This window comes from Stutzerimonas kunmingensis (assembly GCF_002929225.1).
Taxonomy (GTDB): domain Bacteria; phylum Pseudomonadota; class Gammaproteobacteria; order Pseudomonadales; family Pseudomonadaceae; genus Stutzerimonas.
This window is the reverse complement of the sequence record NZ_PISM01000004.1, coordinates 516,622-531,903: the sequence shown is the minus strand read 5'-3', so window position 1 is coordinate 531,903 and position 15,282 is coordinate 516,622. Positions and strand designations below refer to the sequence as shown.

Below are 15,282 nucleotides of genomic sequence, written 5' to 3'. Positions count from 1 at the left end.
ATCGCGACCGGTTATCTCGCCTATCAACTGATCTCGCGACGGAACGGCGGCAGCGCATTGAGGATCGCCTTGCCATAGCGCTGCGTCACCACCCGCCGGTCGAGCAGCGTGATGGTTCCACGGTCCGCCTCGGTACGCAGCAGCCGCCCACAGGCCTGCACCAGCCGCAGAGAGGCATCTGGAACGGCGATCTCCATGAACGGGTTGCCGCCGCGCGCCTCGATCCACTCTGCCAATGCGGCCTCGACCGGGTCATCGGGGACTGCAAACGGAATCTTCGCAATCACCACATGCTCGCAGTATGCCCCCGGCAAATCGACGCCTTCGGCAAAGCTGGCAAGCCCGAACAGAACGCTGGACTCGCCGTCGTCCACCCGCGCCTTGTGCTTGTTCAGGGTTTCCTGCTTGGACAGGTTGCCCTGGATCAGCACCCGCCGACGCCATTCACGCTCCAAGCCGTCGAACACGTCCTGCATCTGCTTGCGTGACGAGAACAGTACAAGTGTTCCCCGTGCACCTTCGACCAATCCCGGCAGTTCGCGGACGATGGCTGCCGTGTGTGCTGCAGCATCGCGCGGATCGGCCTTCAGATCGGGGACGCGCAGCACCCCGGCATCGGCATGATGAAAAGGACTCGGCACCACGGCGGTGACCGCAGCCTTGGGCAAACCGGCCCGCATGCGGTAGCGGTCGAAACTGTTCAGCGCCGTGAGCGTCGCCGATGTCACCAGCGCACCAAAGGCGACATTCCAGAGATTGCGCCGCAATGTTTCCGCTGCAAGGATCGGGCTGGCATTGACCTCGATATCGAACAGCGCCCCGCCTTCCGCCAGGGTCAGCCAGCGCGCCATTGGCGGGCTATCCTCCGGGTCTTCGACGGTGAATGCGGTCCACAACTCCCAATTGTTCAGCGAACGCGTCAGCAGACTGCCGAACAGCGGGTACCACTCCTCGGCCTGATGGCTGGCGATTCCGCCACCTGCGTCGCCGTCCATGGCCTCCTTGAGCAGTTCAGCGATCCGACTGAACAGATCGGTCAGCTTGGAAAAACCCTTCTTCAGCTCGGTGCCCAGCTCGATCAGATGCTCCGGCACCACGCCACCGACGAAGCGGTGCCGCGGCCGCTCACGGCCCTCCATGTCCTCACCGGCCTTGAAATCGGCCAATTGCTCACAGGCGCTGAACATGAACTGCTGTTGGGTGCGCAGATCACGAGCCAGTTCTGGGATGCCCTCCACCAGCCGACCGAGCTCGCCCGGCAGCGGATGTTGGGCAAGCAGCTTGGTCAGGTTCTTTTCCACCTGCCCGAGCCAGTCAGCCGTGGAGCGCAACCGGGTGAAATGGGCGAAGTGACCGATGGCCTTGTCCGGCAGGTGATGCCCTTCGTCGAAGACGTAGATGGTGTCACGTGGATCGGGCAACACCGCACCGCCGCCAAGGGCCAGGTCAGCCAGAACCATGTCGTGGTTGGTGACGATCACGTCGACCTTGGTCATGCCCTCGCGCGCCTTGTAGAACGCGCACTGCTGAAAGTTGGGGCAATGCCGGCCGGTGCATTGACTGTGATCCGTGGTGAGCTGCGACCAGTCCGCATCGCCCAGCTCCTCCGGCCAGGTGTCGCGGTCGCCATCCCAGCGATTACCCGCCAACTTCTCGATCATGCCGGTGAAGAGCTTCTGGCTGCGCTCGTCGACCTCGATGCGGAAGCCTTCTTCCTCGAACAACTGGGCGGTCGCGCTCTGCGCCTGGCCTTCCTGCAGTAACAGATCCAGCTTTGACAGGCACAGGTAGCGCCCGCGGCCCTTGGCCAATGCGAAGCTGAAATTCAGTCCGCTGTTGCGCATCAGGTCCGGCAGATCCTTGTGCACGATCTGCTCCTGCAGGGCGACCGTTGCCGTGGCGATCACCAGCCGCTTGCCAGCCGCCTTGGCGGTGGGGATCGCCGCCAGACTGTAGGCGACGGTCTTGCCTGTACCGGTGCCCGCCTCGACCGCGACGACCGCGGGCTCGCTCTCGCGACGCCCTTCATCATCGGTCTTGATAGTGCCGAGCACCTTGGCGACCTCGGCGATCATCAGGCGCTGGCCATAGCGGGCCTTGAGCCCCTTGGCTTCGAGAAAACGGCTGTAGGCGCCCTGGATCTGGGACTTGAGTTCGGTGCTGAGCATGGGCGCGGAGCTGTATATATTTTCAGTACTTCAATGGGGCGGCTATGATAGCGCGCGTTCGCCCTGCCGCCACCGGAGATTTGCCCCATGACGTCATTTGCCCTGCTTTACACCCTGCATGTACTCGCCGCGACGGTCTGGGTGGGCGGAATGTTTTTCGCCTGGATGGTGCTGCGCCCCGCGGCGGTGGCGGTGCTGCAGGCACCGGAACGGTTGACCTTATGGGCAGATGTGTTCCGACGTTTTTTCGTCTGGGTGTGGGTGGCGGTGCTGGTATTGCCGCTAAGCGGCATCGGCATGTGGCACATGCGTTTCGGCCCGCTGGAAAGCGCACCGCGCTACGTTCACATCATGGCCGGTCTGTATCTGGTGATGCTGGCGCTGTTTCTGCGTATCCAGCTACTGCAGTTGCCGGTCCTCAAGCGCGCGGTCGAGGCCGAGCGGTGGCCGGACGGTGGTGCGGTGCTCGGGCAGATTCGCCGACTGGTGGGCATCAACCTCGTGCTTGGCCTGCTGGTGATCGCGCTGGCCAGCGTACGGCCGTCGTTCTGACAGCCGTAAAATAAAACAGCCGGACACTGGGCCCGGCTGGATCTGTTACCGCATTCGACTCAAGGGCGTGCTTCGACCTCAGCCTCTACGCGACGGTTGATAGCGCGGCCTTCTTCGGTTGCGTTATCGGCGACCGGGCGCGATTCGCCGTAGCCAACTGCATTCACCCGATCACCCTCGACGCCATACTGGTCGACCAGCACCTGACGAACCGCATTGGCGCGGCGCTCGGAAAGGCGCTGATTGTAGGCATCGGTACCGACGGAGTCGGTGTGGCCTTCGAGCACGGTCGTGGTCTGGCCATATTCCTTCATGAAATCAGCCAGATTCTGGATGTCGCCATAGCTATCCTGCTTGACCACATCACGATCGAAGTCGAACTTGACGTCCAGTTCGACGCGCACCGGCTCTGCCGCAGGCTCCGGTTCCGGCTCGGACTGAGGCATAGGCTCGACCGTCTCGACGACGGCGACCGTTTCCTCTTCCATGCCGTTGGCCCAACAATAGGCTGCCGCGACACCACCACCGATCAGCGCACCCCAACCGGCATAGGAGCTGCTCTCGATGGCCCCCAGCGCGGCACCGGTCACGCCACCCACGGCCGCACATGTCGGCCAATCCTGTTTCTGCACGCCTGCACAACCAGCCAGGAACGTGGTCATGACAATAACGGGTACTGCTGTCCGTAATGTACTCATCGATCAAAACCTCCAGTGTGGACATTCAGCCAGAATCGCCACGTACGGGAATCCGGGCGGCTCCGGTTATTTTCAGACTAGGCCGACAAACGGCACCGCGCTAGTCTTCACCTTTGAAACGAGGATTCTCTATTGACTGAAAACCCTGTAGTGCACACGCCACAACAAGCGCTTGCGGCGATGCTCGAGCACTATGCCCCAAGCCATCTATTGCACGTGGGGCGCAGTGATCAACCTGCTCTGGCTGCCTACGCCGAATGTCATCCGGAGTTTCAGCTAGACCGCGCCGATGCCGCGCCGCTATCAGAACAACTGGCCTCTCAGCGCTACGATTTGGCCCTGTTCGTCGACTGTCTGGAGCACATGCCCAAGCGTAACGGCCTGGAGCTGCTCGGCAGCGTTCGCAATCTGAATGCCAGCCGTATGGCAGTACTCGTGGATCTCGACGCATCCGAATGGAGGACCACAGACTTCTATGCACTAGCCCTGCAAGTCAGCGAGCGCTTCCAGCGCGACGGACAGACCTTGACGCTCTTCACCTACGACCTGCTCCAATACAAGCAGGTTCCGGACTGGCTGAATGCCAGGTTCTGGGCCAACCCGGAAAACTTCGGAAAGTACTGGTGGTGACATGAGCGAACAGCGCCCCCTCGCGCCCAACTGCCCTTGCGGCAGCGGCAATACGCTTGACCAGTGCTGTGGCCGTTATCACGCGGGCACACCGGCACCCAGCGCCGAACTGCTGATGCGCTCGCGCTATAGCGCCTACGTGCTGGGTCTGGTCGACTATCTGCAGGCCACCACGCTGCCGGTGCAACAGACGGCGCTGGACATGGACGGCATGCGCCGCTGGAGCCTGGACAGCACCTGGTTGGGGCTGGAAGTGAACGAGAGTGCAGTGCTCGGCGGCAAGCCTGAACATGCACGGGTGACCTTCACCGCCCGCTGGCACGACCAGGCGGGCGAGCATGTCCACCAGGAACGCTCGGCCTTCGTTCAACGCGACGGAAAATGGTATTTCATCGATCCGACGGTGCCACTCAAGGCCGGACGCAACGATCCCTGCCCATGCGGCAGCGGTTCGAAATTCAAGAAGTGCTGCGCCGCCTACGTCTGATGCCAGACCGCACCGGGATAGCCGCCGCGCGAGGCGGCGGCGTGGAGCGGATGCGCTACTTCTCGACGAATGCGCGCTCGATCAGGTAGTGCCCCGGATCGCCCATCCGCGGCGAGACGCTCAGACCGAAGCTGTCCAGCACCTGGCTGGTTTCGTCCAGCATGCTCGGGCTGCCGCAAATCATCGCGCGATCGTCCTGCGGATTGATCGGAGGCAGGCCGATGTCGCTGAACAGTTTGCCGCTGCGCATCAGCTCGGTCAGGCGGCCCTGATTCTCGAAAGGTTCGCGCGTCACAGTCGGGTAATAGATCAGTTTTTCTTTCACCGCCTCACCAAAGAACTCGTTCTGCGGCAGGTGCTCGGTGATGAATTCGCGATAGGCGACTTCGTTTGCGTAGCGAACACCATGCACCAGCACGACTTTTTCGAAGCGCTCGTAGGTTTCCGGGTCCTGGATGACACTCATGAATGGCGCCAGGCCCGTGCCGGTGCTGAGCAGGTAAAGATGCTTGCCAGGCAGCAGGTCGTCGAGCACCAGTGTTCCGGTTGGCTTGCGGCTGACCATGATCTGGTCGCCTTCCTGCAGGTGCTGCAGTCGAGAAGTCAGCGGGCCGTTCTGCACCTTGATGCTGAAGAACTCCAGATACTCTTCGTAGTTGGGACTGGCGATACTGTAGGCGCGCATCAGCGGACGGCCCTCGACCTCTAGGCCGATCATGACGAACTGGCCGTTCTCGAAGCGCAAGCCTGCATTGCGGGTGGTCTTGAAGCTGAACAGCGTGTCGCTCCAATGGTGCACACTGAGAACGCGCTCTACGTTCAGATTGCTCATGCTACGAATTCCTCGTGGTGTCGCGACGGGCGTCGTTACGTGGCGCCAGTCTAGCGATGGCGCCTTTATTCGTTAACTGGATAATAAAGATATAGGTTATCGGTTATATAGATATGCATTTTACTCTCCGTCAGATCGAAGTGTTTGCCGCTGTCGCCCGCCAGGAAAGCGTGTCGCGCGCAGCCGAGAGCCTCTCGTTGTCACAGTCCGCAACCAGTACGTCGCTGGCCGAACTGGAACGCCAGTCCGGCTGCCAGCTCTTCGACCGAGCCGGCAAAAGGCTTTGCTTGAACGCTCTCGGACAACAGCTGCTGCCGCAGGCAGTTGCCCTGCTCGATCAGGCACGCGCCATCGAGGATTTGCTCAACGGCAAGAGCGGCTTCGGCTCACTGGCGGTCGGTGCAACGCTGACGATCGGCAACTACCTCGCCACGTTACTGATTGGCAGCTTCATGCAGCGCCACCCGGAATGCCGAGTGAAGCTGCATGTACACAACACTGCGCACATCGTGCATCAGATCGCGCAACACGAACTTGATCTGGGTTTGATCGAAGGTGATTGCCAGCACCCGGACCTTGAGGTCCAGCCGTGGATCGAAGATGAGCTGGTGGTATTCTGCGCGCCGCAGCACCCGCTGGCCGGGCGCGGCGAGGTGGGCCTGGACGAGCTGACCAGAGAAGCGTGGATTCTCCGCGAGCAGGGCTCCGGCACGCGGATGACCTTCGAACAGGCTGTGCGACATCGGCCAGGCAAGCTGAACGTGCGGCTCGAGCTGGAGCACACCGAAGCGATCAAACGCGCGGTGGAGTCGGGACTGGGGATCGGCTGTATTTCTCGACTGGCGCTGCGTGACGCCTTTCGCCGTGGCAGCCTGGTACCGGTGGCGACGCCCGAGCTGGACCTGCGCCGCCAGTTCTACTTCATATGGCATTCGCACAAGTATCAGACCGCGGCCATGCTCGAGTTCGTCGAACAGTGCCGCGCCCTGACCTCAGGCGTGCGCCGCAGCGATGAAATCCAGCTGCCGCCGATCGCCTGAGGCCCGCATCCGGATCAGCTGGTTGGAATGGAACCCATCTGCTGCAGCAACAGGGCTGCCTGGGTGCGGGTACGCACGCCGAGCTTGCGGAAGATAGCGGTAACGTGAGCCTTGATGGTCGCTTCAGAAACGCTCAGTTCGTAGGCGATCTGCTTGTTCAACAGCCCGTCACAGACCATGGTCAGCACTCGGAACTGTTGCGGCGTCAGGCTGGCAAGCCCGGCGCTGGCGGCCTTGGCCTCATCGCTGACGTTGGCTACATCCTGGATGTTGCTAGGCCACCAGACATCGCCATCCAAAACAGCACGTACCGCTTCCTGGATGGTTTCCAGAGAACTGGACTTGGGAATGAAACCGCTGGCACCGAACTCACGGGAGCGCGCAACGACCGCTGCGTCCTCCTGTGCCGAGATCATGACTACCGGTAGATGCGGATACTGCCCCCTCAGCAGTGCCAACCCCGAGAAACCATAGGCTCCAGGCATGTTCAGATCCAGCAGCACCAGATCCCAATCGGCGCCCTGATTTAGAAGGCTTTCCAGTTCGGCGATGCTGGCCGCTTCCACCAGACGTACGTTTTCCCCTAGCCCCATGGTGAGCGCCTGTTGCAGCGCGCTGCGGAAAAGCGGGTGATCATCGGCAATGATTATTTCGTAAGCAGCCATTGGCAGACCTGTAGTTTTTATTGGCGCTTTTTCATCGGCTTGAGCAGCCGATGCCGACAAGATGACGGCAGAAACCCCGAGACAACGCTCCGGGGATGGTCCGATGTGAAATTTTCGGCCGGCCAGACCGAATATCGGCCGCCCGCCACAACAAATCAAGCGGCGCAAGCATGCCCACCCATGAATAAGTGGTCAAGCGCGGCGCTTTGTAGCAAAGTCTGCGACTTTTCCCGACCGAGCCGAAACATGCGTAGCCAAGCCCTCCGCGCCGACTTCCTGATGCTGATCACCGCCATGATCTGGGGCACGGCCTTCGTCGCCCAACGCATCGGCATGGACAACATCGGCCCGTTTCTATTTACCGGCCTGCGCTTCGCCCTGGGCGCTCTCGCGCTGCTGCCACTGGTGATCTACCAGGGCCGCACCAAAGCCCGGCACGAACCCTTTCTTCAGCGTGGCCTGCTGCTCGGCGGCCTGAGCATGGGGCTTGCGCTGACCGTGGGAATCAACCTGCAGCAGGTGGGCCTGCTGTTTACCAGCGTGACCAACTCGGGATTCATCACTGGCCTGTACGTGATCGTGGTGCCACTGCTGGGACTGATCATTGGCCACAGGACAGGCCTCGGAACCTGGGTCGGCGCCTTTCTCGCCGTTGCCGGCATGGCGCTGCTGAGCATCGGCGAGGATTTCACCGTTGCCTCTGGTGACTGGATCCAGTTGGCCGGCGCCTTCGTCTGGGGCCTGCATGTGCTGCTGGTGAGCTTCTTCGTCAGCCGCCACGACGCGATTCGCCTGGCCTTCCTGCAGTTCGCCACCTGTGCCGTGGTGAGCCTGCTGCTGGCATTGATCTTTGAAGAGATTGAGCCGACCAGCATCTGGCTCGCCGGACCGGCCCTCATCTACGGTGGATTGTTCGCCGTTGCGGTTGGCTACACGCTGCAGGTTGTTGCGCAGAAGCATGCGATCGCCTCCCATGCGGCGATCATCCTCTCACTGGAAGCGGTGTTCGCAGCCATCGCGGGCGCACTGTTCCTTGAGGAAAGCCTGACGCTGCGCGGCTACATGGGCTGCGTATTGATGTTCATCGGCATGCTCGCCGCACAACTCTGGCCGCGCAAAGCCGAGCCGCTAACCACAGCCAGTCCTGCCAAGGCCTGACGGCCAATCGAGTTCAGCGCGCAGGCTTCAATGCCAGATGCGCGGCGTTCTGCAGGTCCGGCTGGCGATGATACTTGGCACCCAGATAGTGCTCGGTGAACACGTCGAGCAAGGCATCGAGCGTGTTCGCCGCGGCCGAATCTCCAGCCAGATCCAGACAGAGCGCTGCGACCTCGGCGGTGCACAGATGGTCACTGCGAGTCGACCGGCGCAGCCGGTAGCGCGACAGCGCCTCCGGTCGCAGGCTCAGCACCGGCAGGCCATCCAAGTAGGGGCTCTTGCGAAACATCTTGCGCGCCTCGGTCCAGGTGGCATCGAGCAGTATGAACAGCGGGCGCTTAGCGTTCTCCCGCTCGACTTGCTCGACCACCCGCCTCGACTCGGCGTATTCACCCGGAAAGATCACCAGTGGCTGCCATTGCGGATCGGCCAGCAGCGCCAGCAATCGCGGGTCCACGTCCGTGCGCTGCCAGGTGAAGGCGAAGGTATCGCGCACCACATCGGCAATCAGCCAGCCCGTATTGCTAGGCTTGAGCGGCTCGATATCGTGCATCAGCAGGCAGACACCACAATCGCTTTCGATCGTCGGAAGCCAAGGGCAAAGGCAATGGCTGAATGGTACCCGGCAGCGCTCGCAGCGCGACGCCCGGGAGCCGCGGGCAACGAAGGGTTTGAGGCTCTTGGCCAGGCGCTCGCTGCGCAGACGGGCTACGGCATGGGGCATGAATCGACTCGAGGGTGACGATGAAGCGCGGCAGTCTACCAGCGCCAGGGAGACTTCTGCCCTGCACCGTTAAATGAACCGCACCCCAGGCAGCCGGTCGAAATAGCGCAGTCAAAAGGAGACCGCCATGTATCGTCTGACCACCCTGCTCGCTCTGAGCCTCGCCCTCCCCGTTGCCCACGCCGCCTCGCTGCAGGAGCAACAGCTGAATCAGCTGCTCGAGCAGGTCGCCCGCGAAAGCAGTGTCGGAACGCCTCGCGCGATCAACGAAGACATTCTTGATCAGGGCTACACCGTAGAAAACAACATGCTGGTAAACCATCTCAGCGTACAGCCGCGGCATGCGGCGCAGATGCGCGATAACCCGGCCGATGTGCGCAGCCAGCTCGCTGTTAGCGTCTGTGGCAATGAAGGACTACGCAAGCTGATGAGCCAGGGCGCAGTCCTGCGCTATGACTTCAGCGAGTACCAGAGCAACAAGCCCATCGCCAGCGAGCGCTACAAGGCCTCGGACTGCGACCGCTAACAGGTGAACGCTGGCAGGCGCAGGCCACGGCCCGCCGTCCTGCCAGGTTTATTTATCAAGCGTCGCCCCGCAGTATCTGCGGATCACCTTTGCCAGCTACAGCGGCAGCCTCTTCCCTGGTGAGCAGTGCCGTGCGCGGCACATTGCGCAGGCGCGCACAGGCCGCGAGCACATTGGCCCAGCTGGCGCGATTGGCGAACTGCATACCGAACTCATCCAGCGTACCTCCGCGGTTGCGATAGCCGAGCGCCGAACTCTTGCGCGCGTCCGGCAGAATCGGCCACAGGTGACCGCGCGCCACTTCTGGCCGCATGTGCGTCAACAGCACGCGCATTTCCATCGCATCCGGGAACAACCGCTCCGCCACGCCTTCGCTGGCGCGCGCCCCGACTTCCCAATGATCGCGCGGCCCGCGGAAGCGGCCCGGCTCCTGCAGATAGACAAGGCGATAAGCGCAGTCGGCCTCCTTCAGCCGCTTGGCCGCACGGAGCATCTCGCCCAGCTGATAGCTGCCGTTGGCAATCAGCAGCAATGCCTCGTTGCCCGGCTGCTCCTCGACCACGATGGCGCCGTCGCGCGCCAACTGCTCGGCCTGGGCCTGATCGAAGTAGCACGGCCGGTCGCGCTTGGGCATGACCACACAGGCAAGCTCGCCCCGCGCCTGGTAGATCGATGGCAGTAGCGCCAGGGCGCTGTTGTGATCGGCCGGAAACAGCACCCGGACCATGTCGTTCATCTCTCCGAGCAGCGCTTCGCAGAAGGTCGTGTCTTGGTGGGACTGCTGGTTCTTGCCGTTTTCCCAGGTGTGCGACGTCGCGATCAAGGGCCAGCCGAGCCAGCCTGCAGGCCTGCCAATCTCCTTTTGCTGCCGGGAAAAAATAATGCTCTGCCGCACCACGCCCAGCATCTTCACGCAGAAGGCTTCGTAGCTCGCCACCAGATTCAAGCCGCCCTGGTTGGCAAGGCAGGCGGATACCACCGCCTCCTCGTTGAGAGCGGTGATGATGGCGCCGTCCACGGCCTCCAGCTCGCTTTCCGGCTCGATGACGCGATGCTTGAGCGCCTTTAGCACGCCGCCCAAACGGTTGCTGGCCAGCTCGTCCGGATTCCCCACCCGCGGCCGCAACGCGGGGTTGGCGGCCGTCAACTCGACGAAAAAACGATCGACCGCTGCCATGGGTGAACAGGCGTCGTCGCGGTAGTTCAACTTCGGCATGGTCGGCGCAGGCGGGCGTCGCGAGGCGAGCGGGTTGTCGCGCTCCAGCGTTCGACCCTGGCGGCTGCGCGTGAACAGCTCCAGTGAAGCAGCCAACTCCTGTTGCGATACGAACAGACGCGCCGCGTGCTCGTTGAACAGGTCGCGCGAATGCTCATCGCGGCTCGGATTACCCGGCAATGGCAGGTTGTGCGCTGCGTTGCTGCCGGCACCATAGAAGCCGAAGCCTTTCACCGTCTCGGCGATGCCGTAGGGCATCGGCAGCGGATAGTTGAGAATGCCGCGCGCCTTCTCTTCCACGCGTCGCTCCAGGCGCAGCTCCATCTCCCACAGGGTGGTGACGAAAGCAGCAGGGTCACGCCCATCGAACGGCATCGGGTCGAAGCCGCACTGGCTCAAGTGCTGACGGAAATCCTCGAGCCCCTGCTCGGTGCCAAGCGCGGTACGCTGCTCGATTCGCCGCCCGTTGGCAATCATCACCGGCAGCGCGACGCCGCAATCTTCGGCACGCCACCAGCGGGGAATCCAGTCACTGCCGCGCTGCTCTTCCGCCGCGCCATCGGAGAGGAAGGCCACCAGCGTCTCGCCCGGCAGCGGCATGTGTGCGTATTGCAACTCGGCGAAACCGAGATAACCGCCCTCGGCAATGCCGCCTGCGGTGTGCGGATTGACATGGCTGCCCAGGGGCGCGAGCGGACTGCCGTCGGCGGCCTGGCCGTAACCGTAGAAATCCTGCAGCAGGCGATTCATGCCCGCCTCGCCGCCCGCATAGGCTTGCGCCTGTTCCGGATGCAGGTTGCCCGTCAGCAGATTGAGCGCATCGACGGCCGCCACACAGTGGCCCTGCCCCATCAGCCAGGCGCGGGTGCGGCCAGTCAGTGCATTCAGGGCGAGGTAACCGGCATAGGCCGGCACCATGTTCAGCGCGCCGCCGGTATGCCCCTCGGGGTTCTGCTTGAAATCCTCGGCAGCCAACGGCGAACCGTCCAGATGCACCTGGCGCGCGTAGGTCATGTGCACCACCAGCCAGAGTCCGGCGCTGGCGACCCGGTCGACCGCCTGCAGCAGCCGGTAAACACTGGCCAGATCTGGCTGATGACCTGCCTGTACCAGCTGATGTGCCAACCGGAACACCGCCGCCTGGGTCTCCAGCGCGTGCTCGAACGGCCCGAAACCTACACGCCAGGTGGCGAACTCCGGTTCGGCTTGCGCGTGTTGATCCAGCTCGACAAGGCTGGGCAGTAGCTGACTCATGGGTTCACTCCGTTGGTAAGCGGGTTATGCTGTAGTCTAGGCAGCGCTCGATTCGTTATCTCTGATATGTATCAAGTGGTCATGGCAACCGAGCGGGCAATGTGGACATCATCGTACAGACAGGAAGGCAACATGGCTTTGCTCAGTTTTCTAGGCGCCATTCAGCAGGTCACCGGCTCCTGCTATCTCATTGAGACCCATGACGGTGCAAGGGTTCTGCTCGAATGCGGCATGCATCAGGGCCGTCGGGAAGAAGCCGGCGGCGACCGCAGCACCTTCGCCTTCGACCCCAAGACGATCGATGCGGTGGTGCTGTCCCACGCGCATATCGACCACAGCGGCCTGCTCCCGCGCCTGGTCGCCCTCGGCTACCGCGGCGAGGTGCACTGCACCGATGCCACCGCGGAGCTGCTCGAACTGATGCTGCTGGATTCGGCGCAGATTCAGGAAAAGGATGCCGAGTGGGAAAACAAGTGGCGCGCACGGATCGGCAAACCGATGATCCAGCCGCTCTACACCCGCGTCGACGCGGAGCGCATGTTGAGCCAGCGCACTCCCCACGCCTATGGCGAGACGTTCGATGTCGCGCCAGGTGTCGCGGTGACCTTCCACGATGCCGGTCACATCCTCGGCTCCTCGATCGTGCAACTGGATGTGCACGACCATGGCAGAACACGGCGCGTGGTCTTCTCGGGCGACCTGGGCAACGACTGCTCGCCGCTGATGCATGCGCCGACCGTGCTCAAGGAAGCTGACGTGGTGCTCATGGAGTCCACCTATGGCGACCGCGACCACCGCAGCCACGAAGACACGATCGAGGAGCTGGCCGGCATCCTGCAACAGGCCCATCGCGATGGCGGCAACGTGCTGATGCCCTCCTTCGCCGTCGGACGTACGCAGGACCTGATCTACTACCTCGGGCGCTTCTACCGGGAAGGCCGCCTGCCGCAGCAAGCGGTATTCCTGGACAGCCCGATGGCCATCGGCGCCAACGCCATCTACTCGCACTACAAGGATCAACTGGATCTCGACGGCGTCGACAATGCCCTGAGCGGAGCCAGCGGCAAGCTTTACGCCGAGCGCTGGTTGCCGATCCTCCGATCCACGCCGACACCGGAAGAATCGATGGCGATCAACCGCTTCAAGAGCGGCGTGATCATTATCGCTGGCAGCGGCATGTGCACCGGCGGGCGCATCCTGCACCACTTCAAGCACAACCTCTGGCGCGAGGAGTGCCATCTGGTGATCCCTGGTTTCCAGGCACGCGGCACCCTCGGCCGTGCCATCGTCGACGGAGCGAAAAGCGTCAAGTTGCTGCACCAGCGCATCGCCGTGAATGCCAAGGTGCATACCCTCGGAGGGTTCTCCGCCCACGCCGGCCAGTCTCAGCTCATCGACTGGGTCAGCAACTTCGAAAACCGTCCGGAGCTCTACCTGGTGCACGGCGAGCTGGAGAAGATGCAGGCGCTGCAGCAGACCATCCGTGAACGTCTCGACTGGGAAGCACGCATTCCTGAACCTGGCGACCGAATCGCCATCTGAACGCAGCCCGCCGAAGCCGCTTGCGGCTTCGGCCGACTGCGCGCCACGCAACCGGCTTGAGCCGGCTGATCGCACCCTATAGCCTGAACGCGACGCTCATACATGGAGATGTTGTATGTCCTTTGATTCGGATGACTATCTGTCGCGGCATTTCAAGACCAGCGGCGCCGAGCTGGAAAGCAAGATCGATGAGCTGGCCGCCTTGGTCGTTCCGGAGAACAGTGCGAACCTGTCCCTATACCGGGAGATGCTGGTGACCGTCATGCGCATGGCTCAGGCCGACCGCAGCCGCTGGGATGCCAAGATCCTGCTGCAGACGATGCGCGAAATGGAGCACGCATTCAGCCGACTCGACCAGTTCAAGCGGCGCCGCAAGGTCACGGTATTCGGCTCAGCCCGTACGCCGGTCGAACATCCCCTGTATGCGCTGGCCCGTCAGTTGGGCTCCATCCTTGCGCATTACAACTTCATGGTCATCACCGGCGCCGGTGGCGGCATCATGGCCGCCGCTCACGAGGGCGCGGGGCGCGACAGCAGCCTCGGGCTGAACATCACGCTGCCTTTCGAGCAACACCCCAACCCGACGGTGGGTGGCACCGAGAACCTGTTGTCGTTCCATTTCTTCTTCGTGCGCAAACTGTTCTTCATCAAGGAAGCCGATGCGCTGGTGCTCTGCCCCGGTGGGTTCGGCACGCTGGACGAAGCACTGGAAGTGCTGACGCTGATCCAGACTGGCAAGAGTCCGCTGGTGCCGATCGTGCTGCTCGACGAACCCGGCGGCACCTACTGGAAGGATGCACTGCAGTTCATGCGCGGACAGCTGGAGGAGAATCGCTACATCCTGCCCAGCGACATGCGATTGATGCGCCTGGTGGACGATGCCGAGGAAGCAGCCAGGGAAATCGCCAACTTCTATCGCAACTTCCACTCGAGCCGCTGGCTGAAGGATCGTTTCGTTCTGCGCCTGAACCACGCACTGAACGACCAGGCGATGGAATACCTGAACGCGGAGTTCACCGATCTGTGTCTGAAAGGCGTATTCGAACAGCAGAACTGCTGTGAATCGGAACTGGACGAGCCCGAACTACAGCGCCTGCCGCGCTTGAGCTTCGTCTTCAACGGCCGCAACCACGGTCGCCTGAGGGAGCTGACGGACTACGTCAACGAACCGGCCAACTGGGCGCGGCCGCTGGCGAGCGAGGACTGATGGCCTTTGATGGCCTGGACTCTGGATATTGCGAGCGCTCGTAAGGCTGGTCGGCTTCAGCACCGACTGGTCTCCGGCGCGCACAACCTGGCATAGAGCCCCGTTACCGCATCAATCCGCCGAGCTGTCGCCGCGCAACACTCGACTGATCAACTCCAGCGGATAACCGCGATAGCTGAGAAAGCGCCCCTGCTTCGCCCGCTCTTTGGCATCGGCAGGCAACCGTCCAGCGAACTTGCGCTGCCAGAGTTCGCGCAGCTGCTCACCCCAGTCAAAACCACTGTCACGCAATGCCTGCTCGATATCCGCTCTGGCCAGCCCGCGCTGGGCCAATTCCTCGCGGATACGCAACGGCCCATAGCCGGCATTGGTCCGGCTTCTGACAAAGCTTTCGAGATATCGGGATTCGGAAAGCAGCCCCTGCTCGGATAGACGATCCAGGGCCTGCTCGATCAACTCAGGCGGGGCGCCACGCTGGCGCAGCTTGCGAGCCAGCTCGACGCGACCATGTTCGCGTCGAGCCAGCAGATCCATGGCCGTCCGCCGTACCGCGACGGGGTTATCGAGCACGGCAGCCATGGGG

At 62.5% G+C, this 15,282-nt stretch carries 15 protein-coding genes; 8 read left to right on the top strand and 7 right to left on the bottom strand.

The window, feature by feature from the left end:
- Positions 1 to 23 precede the first annotated feature (23 nt).
- The gene (gene dinG / locus CW305_RS03580; protein ID WP_104097113.1) at positions 24 to 2,168 is read right to left on the bottom strand and encodes an ATP-dependent DNA helicase DinG; all 2,145 of its coding nucleotides are present in this window, start codon (positions 2,166 to 2,168) and stop codon (positions 24 to 26) included.
- An 87-nt stretch (positions 2,169 to 2,255) separates the two neighbouring features.
- On the opposite strand from dinG, the gene CW305_RS03575 reads away from it, so the two are divergent.
- Positions 2,256 to 2,720 (top strand): CopD family protein, encoded by a 465-nt coding sequence (locus tag CW305_RS03575; RefSeq protein WP_023444824.1) that lies wholly within the window; start codon positions 2,256 to 2,258, stop codon positions 2,718 to 2,720.
- 59 nt (positions 2,721 to 2,779) lie between these two features.
- Here CW305_RS03575 and CW305_RS23860 read toward each other — a convergent pair whose 3' ends face one another.
- Positions 2,780 to 3,418 carry an OmpA family protein gene (locus CW305_RS23860; RefSeq protein WP_483883557.1) on the bottom strand — a complete coding sequence of 213 codons (639 nt, stop codon included), beginning with the start codon at positions 3,416 to 3,418 and terminating at the stop codon, positions 2,780 to 2,782.
- Between the two features lie 132 nt (positions 3,419 to 3,550).
- Here CW305_RS23860 and CW305_RS03565 point away from each other — a divergent pair, with 132 nt between their 5' ends.
- Both CW305_RS03565 and CW305_RS03560 read left to right on the top strand, forming a co-directional pair.
- Positions 3,551 to 4,048 carry a DUF6231 family protein gene (locus CW305_RS03565; RefSeq protein WP_031297457.1) on the top strand — a complete coding sequence of 166 codons (498 nt, stop codon included), beginning with the start codon at positions 3,551 to 3,553 and terminating at the stop codon, positions 4,046 to 4,048.
- Between the two features lies 1 nt (position 4,049).
- Positions 4,050 to 4,535 (top strand): YchJ family protein, encoded by a 486-nt coding sequence (locus CW305_RS03560; RefSeq protein ID WP_104097111.1) that lies wholly within the window; start codon positions 4,050 to 4,052, stop codon positions 4,533 to 4,535.
- 55 nt (positions 4,536 to 4,590) lie between these two features.
- Here CW305_RS03560 and fpr read toward each other — a convergent pair whose 3' ends face one another.
- Positions 4,591 to 5,367 (bottom strand): ferredoxin-NADP reductase, encoded by a 777-nt coding sequence (gene fpr, locus CW305_RS03555; protein ID WP_023444828.1) that lies wholly within the window; start codon positions 5,365 to 5,367, stop codon positions 4,591 to 4,593.
- A gap of 113 nt (positions 5,368 to 5,480) precedes the next feature.
- Here fpr and CW305_RS03550 point away from each other — a divergent pair, with 113 nt between their 5' ends.
- On the top strand, positions 5,481 to 6,407 hold the full coding sequence (locus CW305_RS03550) for a LysR family transcriptional regulator (RefSeq protein WP_023444829.1): 927 nt from the start codon (positions 5,481 to 5,483) through the stop codon (positions 6,405 to 6,407).
- 14 nt (positions 6,408 to 6,421) lie between these two features.
- Here CW305_RS03550 and erdR read toward each other — a convergent pair whose 3' ends face one another.
- Positions 6,422 to 7,072 (bottom strand): response regulator transcription factor ErdR, encoded by a 651-nt coding sequence (erdR, locus tag CW305_RS03545; protein ID WP_023444830.1) that lies wholly within the window; start codon positions 7,070 to 7,072, stop codon positions 6,422 to 6,424.
- Positions 7,073 to 7,318: 246 nt separating this feature from the next.
- Here erdR and CW305_RS03540 point away from each other — a divergent pair, with 246 nt between their 5' ends.
- A complete protein-coding gene (locus CW305_RS03540) occupies positions 7,319 to 8,230 on the top strand; it encodes a DMT family transporter (protein ID WP_014819884.1) in 912 nt (303 codons plus the stop codon).
- Positions 8,231 to 8,243: 13 nt separating this feature from the next.
- Here CW305_RS03540 and CW305_RS03535 read toward each other — a convergent pair whose 3' ends face one another.
- Entirely contained in the window at positions 8,244 to 8,954 is a 711-nt protein-coding gene (locus CW305_RS03535; RefSeq protein WP_104097110.1) for a tRNA-uridine aminocarboxypropyltransferase, read from the bottom strand.
- Between the two features lie 127 nt (positions 8,955 to 9,081).
- Here CW305_RS03535 and CW305_RS03530 point away from each other — a divergent pair, with 127 nt between their 5' ends.
- The gene (locus CW305_RS03530) at positions 9,082 to 9,480 is read left to right on the top strand and encodes a PA3611 family quorum-sensing-regulated virulence factor (protein WP_014819882.1); all 399 of its coding nucleotides are present in this window, start codon (positions 9,082 to 9,084) and stop codon (positions 9,478 to 9,480) included.
- A gap of 55 nt (positions 9,481 to 9,535) precedes the next feature.
- On the opposite strand, the gene CW305_RS03525 is transcribed toward CW305_RS03530, so the two are convergent.
- The gene (locus CW305_RS03525; RefSeq protein ID WP_014819881.1) at positions 9,536 to 11,950 is read right to left on the bottom strand and encodes a phosphoketolase family protein; all 2,415 of its coding nucleotides are present in this window, start codon (positions 11,948 to 11,950) and stop codon (positions 9,536 to 9,538) included.
- A gap of 132 nt (positions 11,951 to 12,082) precedes the next feature.
- Here CW305_RS03525 and CW305_RS03520 point away from each other — a divergent pair, with 132 nt between their 5' ends.
- Positions 12,083 to 13,492, top strand: a complete 1,410-nt coding sequence (locus CW305_RS03520; RefSeq protein ID WP_014819880.1) for an MBL fold metallo-hydrolase RNA specificity domain-containing protein — start codon at positions 12,083 to 12,085, stop codon at positions 13,490 to 13,492.
- A gap of 115 nt (positions 13,493 to 13,607) precedes the next feature.
- Positions 13,608 to 14,699 (top strand): LOG family protein, encoded by a 1,092-nt coding sequence (locus CW305_RS03515; RefSeq protein ID WP_014819879.1) that lies wholly within the window; start codon positions 13,608 to 13,610, stop codon positions 14,697 to 14,699.
- 111 nt (positions 14,700 to 14,810) lie between these two features.
- Here the strand turns inward: CW305_RS03515 and recX are convergent, their stop codons facing one another.
- Entirely contained in the window at positions 14,811 to 15,278 is a 468-nt protein-coding gene (gene recX, locus CW305_RS03510; protein WP_014819878.1) for a recombination regulator RecX, read from the bottom strand.
- Positions 15,279 to 15,282 lie beyond the last annotated feature (4 nt).

Excerpts from the sequence above, each read along its gene's own strand:
- CW305_RS23860 (WP_483883557.1), bottom strand. The coding sequence starts at position 3,418 with ATGAGTACATTACGGACAGCAGTACCCGTTATTGTCATGACCACGTTC.
- CW305_RS03540 (WP_014819884.1), top strand. The coding sequence starts at position 7,319 with ATGCGTAGCCAAGCCCTCCGCGCCGACTTCCTGATGCTGATCACCGCC.
- erdR (WP_023444830.1), bottom strand. The coding sequence starts at position 7,072 with ATGGCTGCTTACGAAATAATCATTGCCGATGATCACCCGCTTTTCCGC.
- CW305_RS03520 (WP_014819880.1), top strand. The coding sequence starts at position 12,083 with ATGGCTTTGCTCAGTTTTCTAGGCGCCATTCAGCAGGTCACCGGCTCC.
- CW305_RS03535 (WP_104097110.1), bottom strand. The coding sequence starts at position 8,954 with ATGCCCCATGCCGTAGCCCGTCTGCGCAGCGAGCGCCTGGCCAAGAGC.
- dinG (WP_104097113.1), bottom strand. The coding sequence starts at position 2,168 with ATGCTCAGCACCGAACTCAAGTCCCAGATCCAGGGCGCCTACAGCCGT.
- CW305_RS03525 (WP_014819881.1), bottom strand. The coding sequence starts at position 11,950 with ATGAGTCAGCTACTGCCCAGCCTTGTCGAGCTGGATCAACACGCGCAA.
- recX (WP_014819878.1), bottom strand. The coding sequence starts at position 15,278 with ATGGCTGCCGTGCTCGATAACCCCGTCGCGGTACGGCGGACGGCCATG.
- CW305_RS03550 (WP_023444829.1), top strand. The coding sequence starts at position 5,481 with ATGCATTTTACTCTCCGTCAGATCGAAGTGTTTGCCGCTGTCGCCCGC.
- CW305_RS03530 (WP_014819882.1), top strand. The coding sequence starts at position 9,082 with ATGTATCGTCTGACCACCCTGCTCGCTCTGAGCCTCGCCCTCCCCGTT.
- CW305_RS03575 (WP_023444824.1), top strand. The coding sequence starts at position 2,256 with ATGACGTCATTTGCCCTGCTTTACACCCTGCATGTACTCGCCGCGACG.
- CW305_RS03515 (WP_014819879.1), top strand. The coding sequence starts at position 13,608 with ATGTCCTTTGATTCGGATGACTATCTGTCGCGGCATTTCAAGACCAGC.
- CW305_RS03560 (WP_104097111.1), top strand. The coding sequence starts at position 4,050 with ATGAGCGAACAGCGCCCCCTCGCGCCCAACTGCCCTTGCGGCAGCGGC.
- fpr (WP_023444828.1), bottom strand. The coding sequence starts at position 5,367 with ATGAGCAATCTGAACGTAGAGCGCGTTCTCAGTGTGCACCATTGGAGC.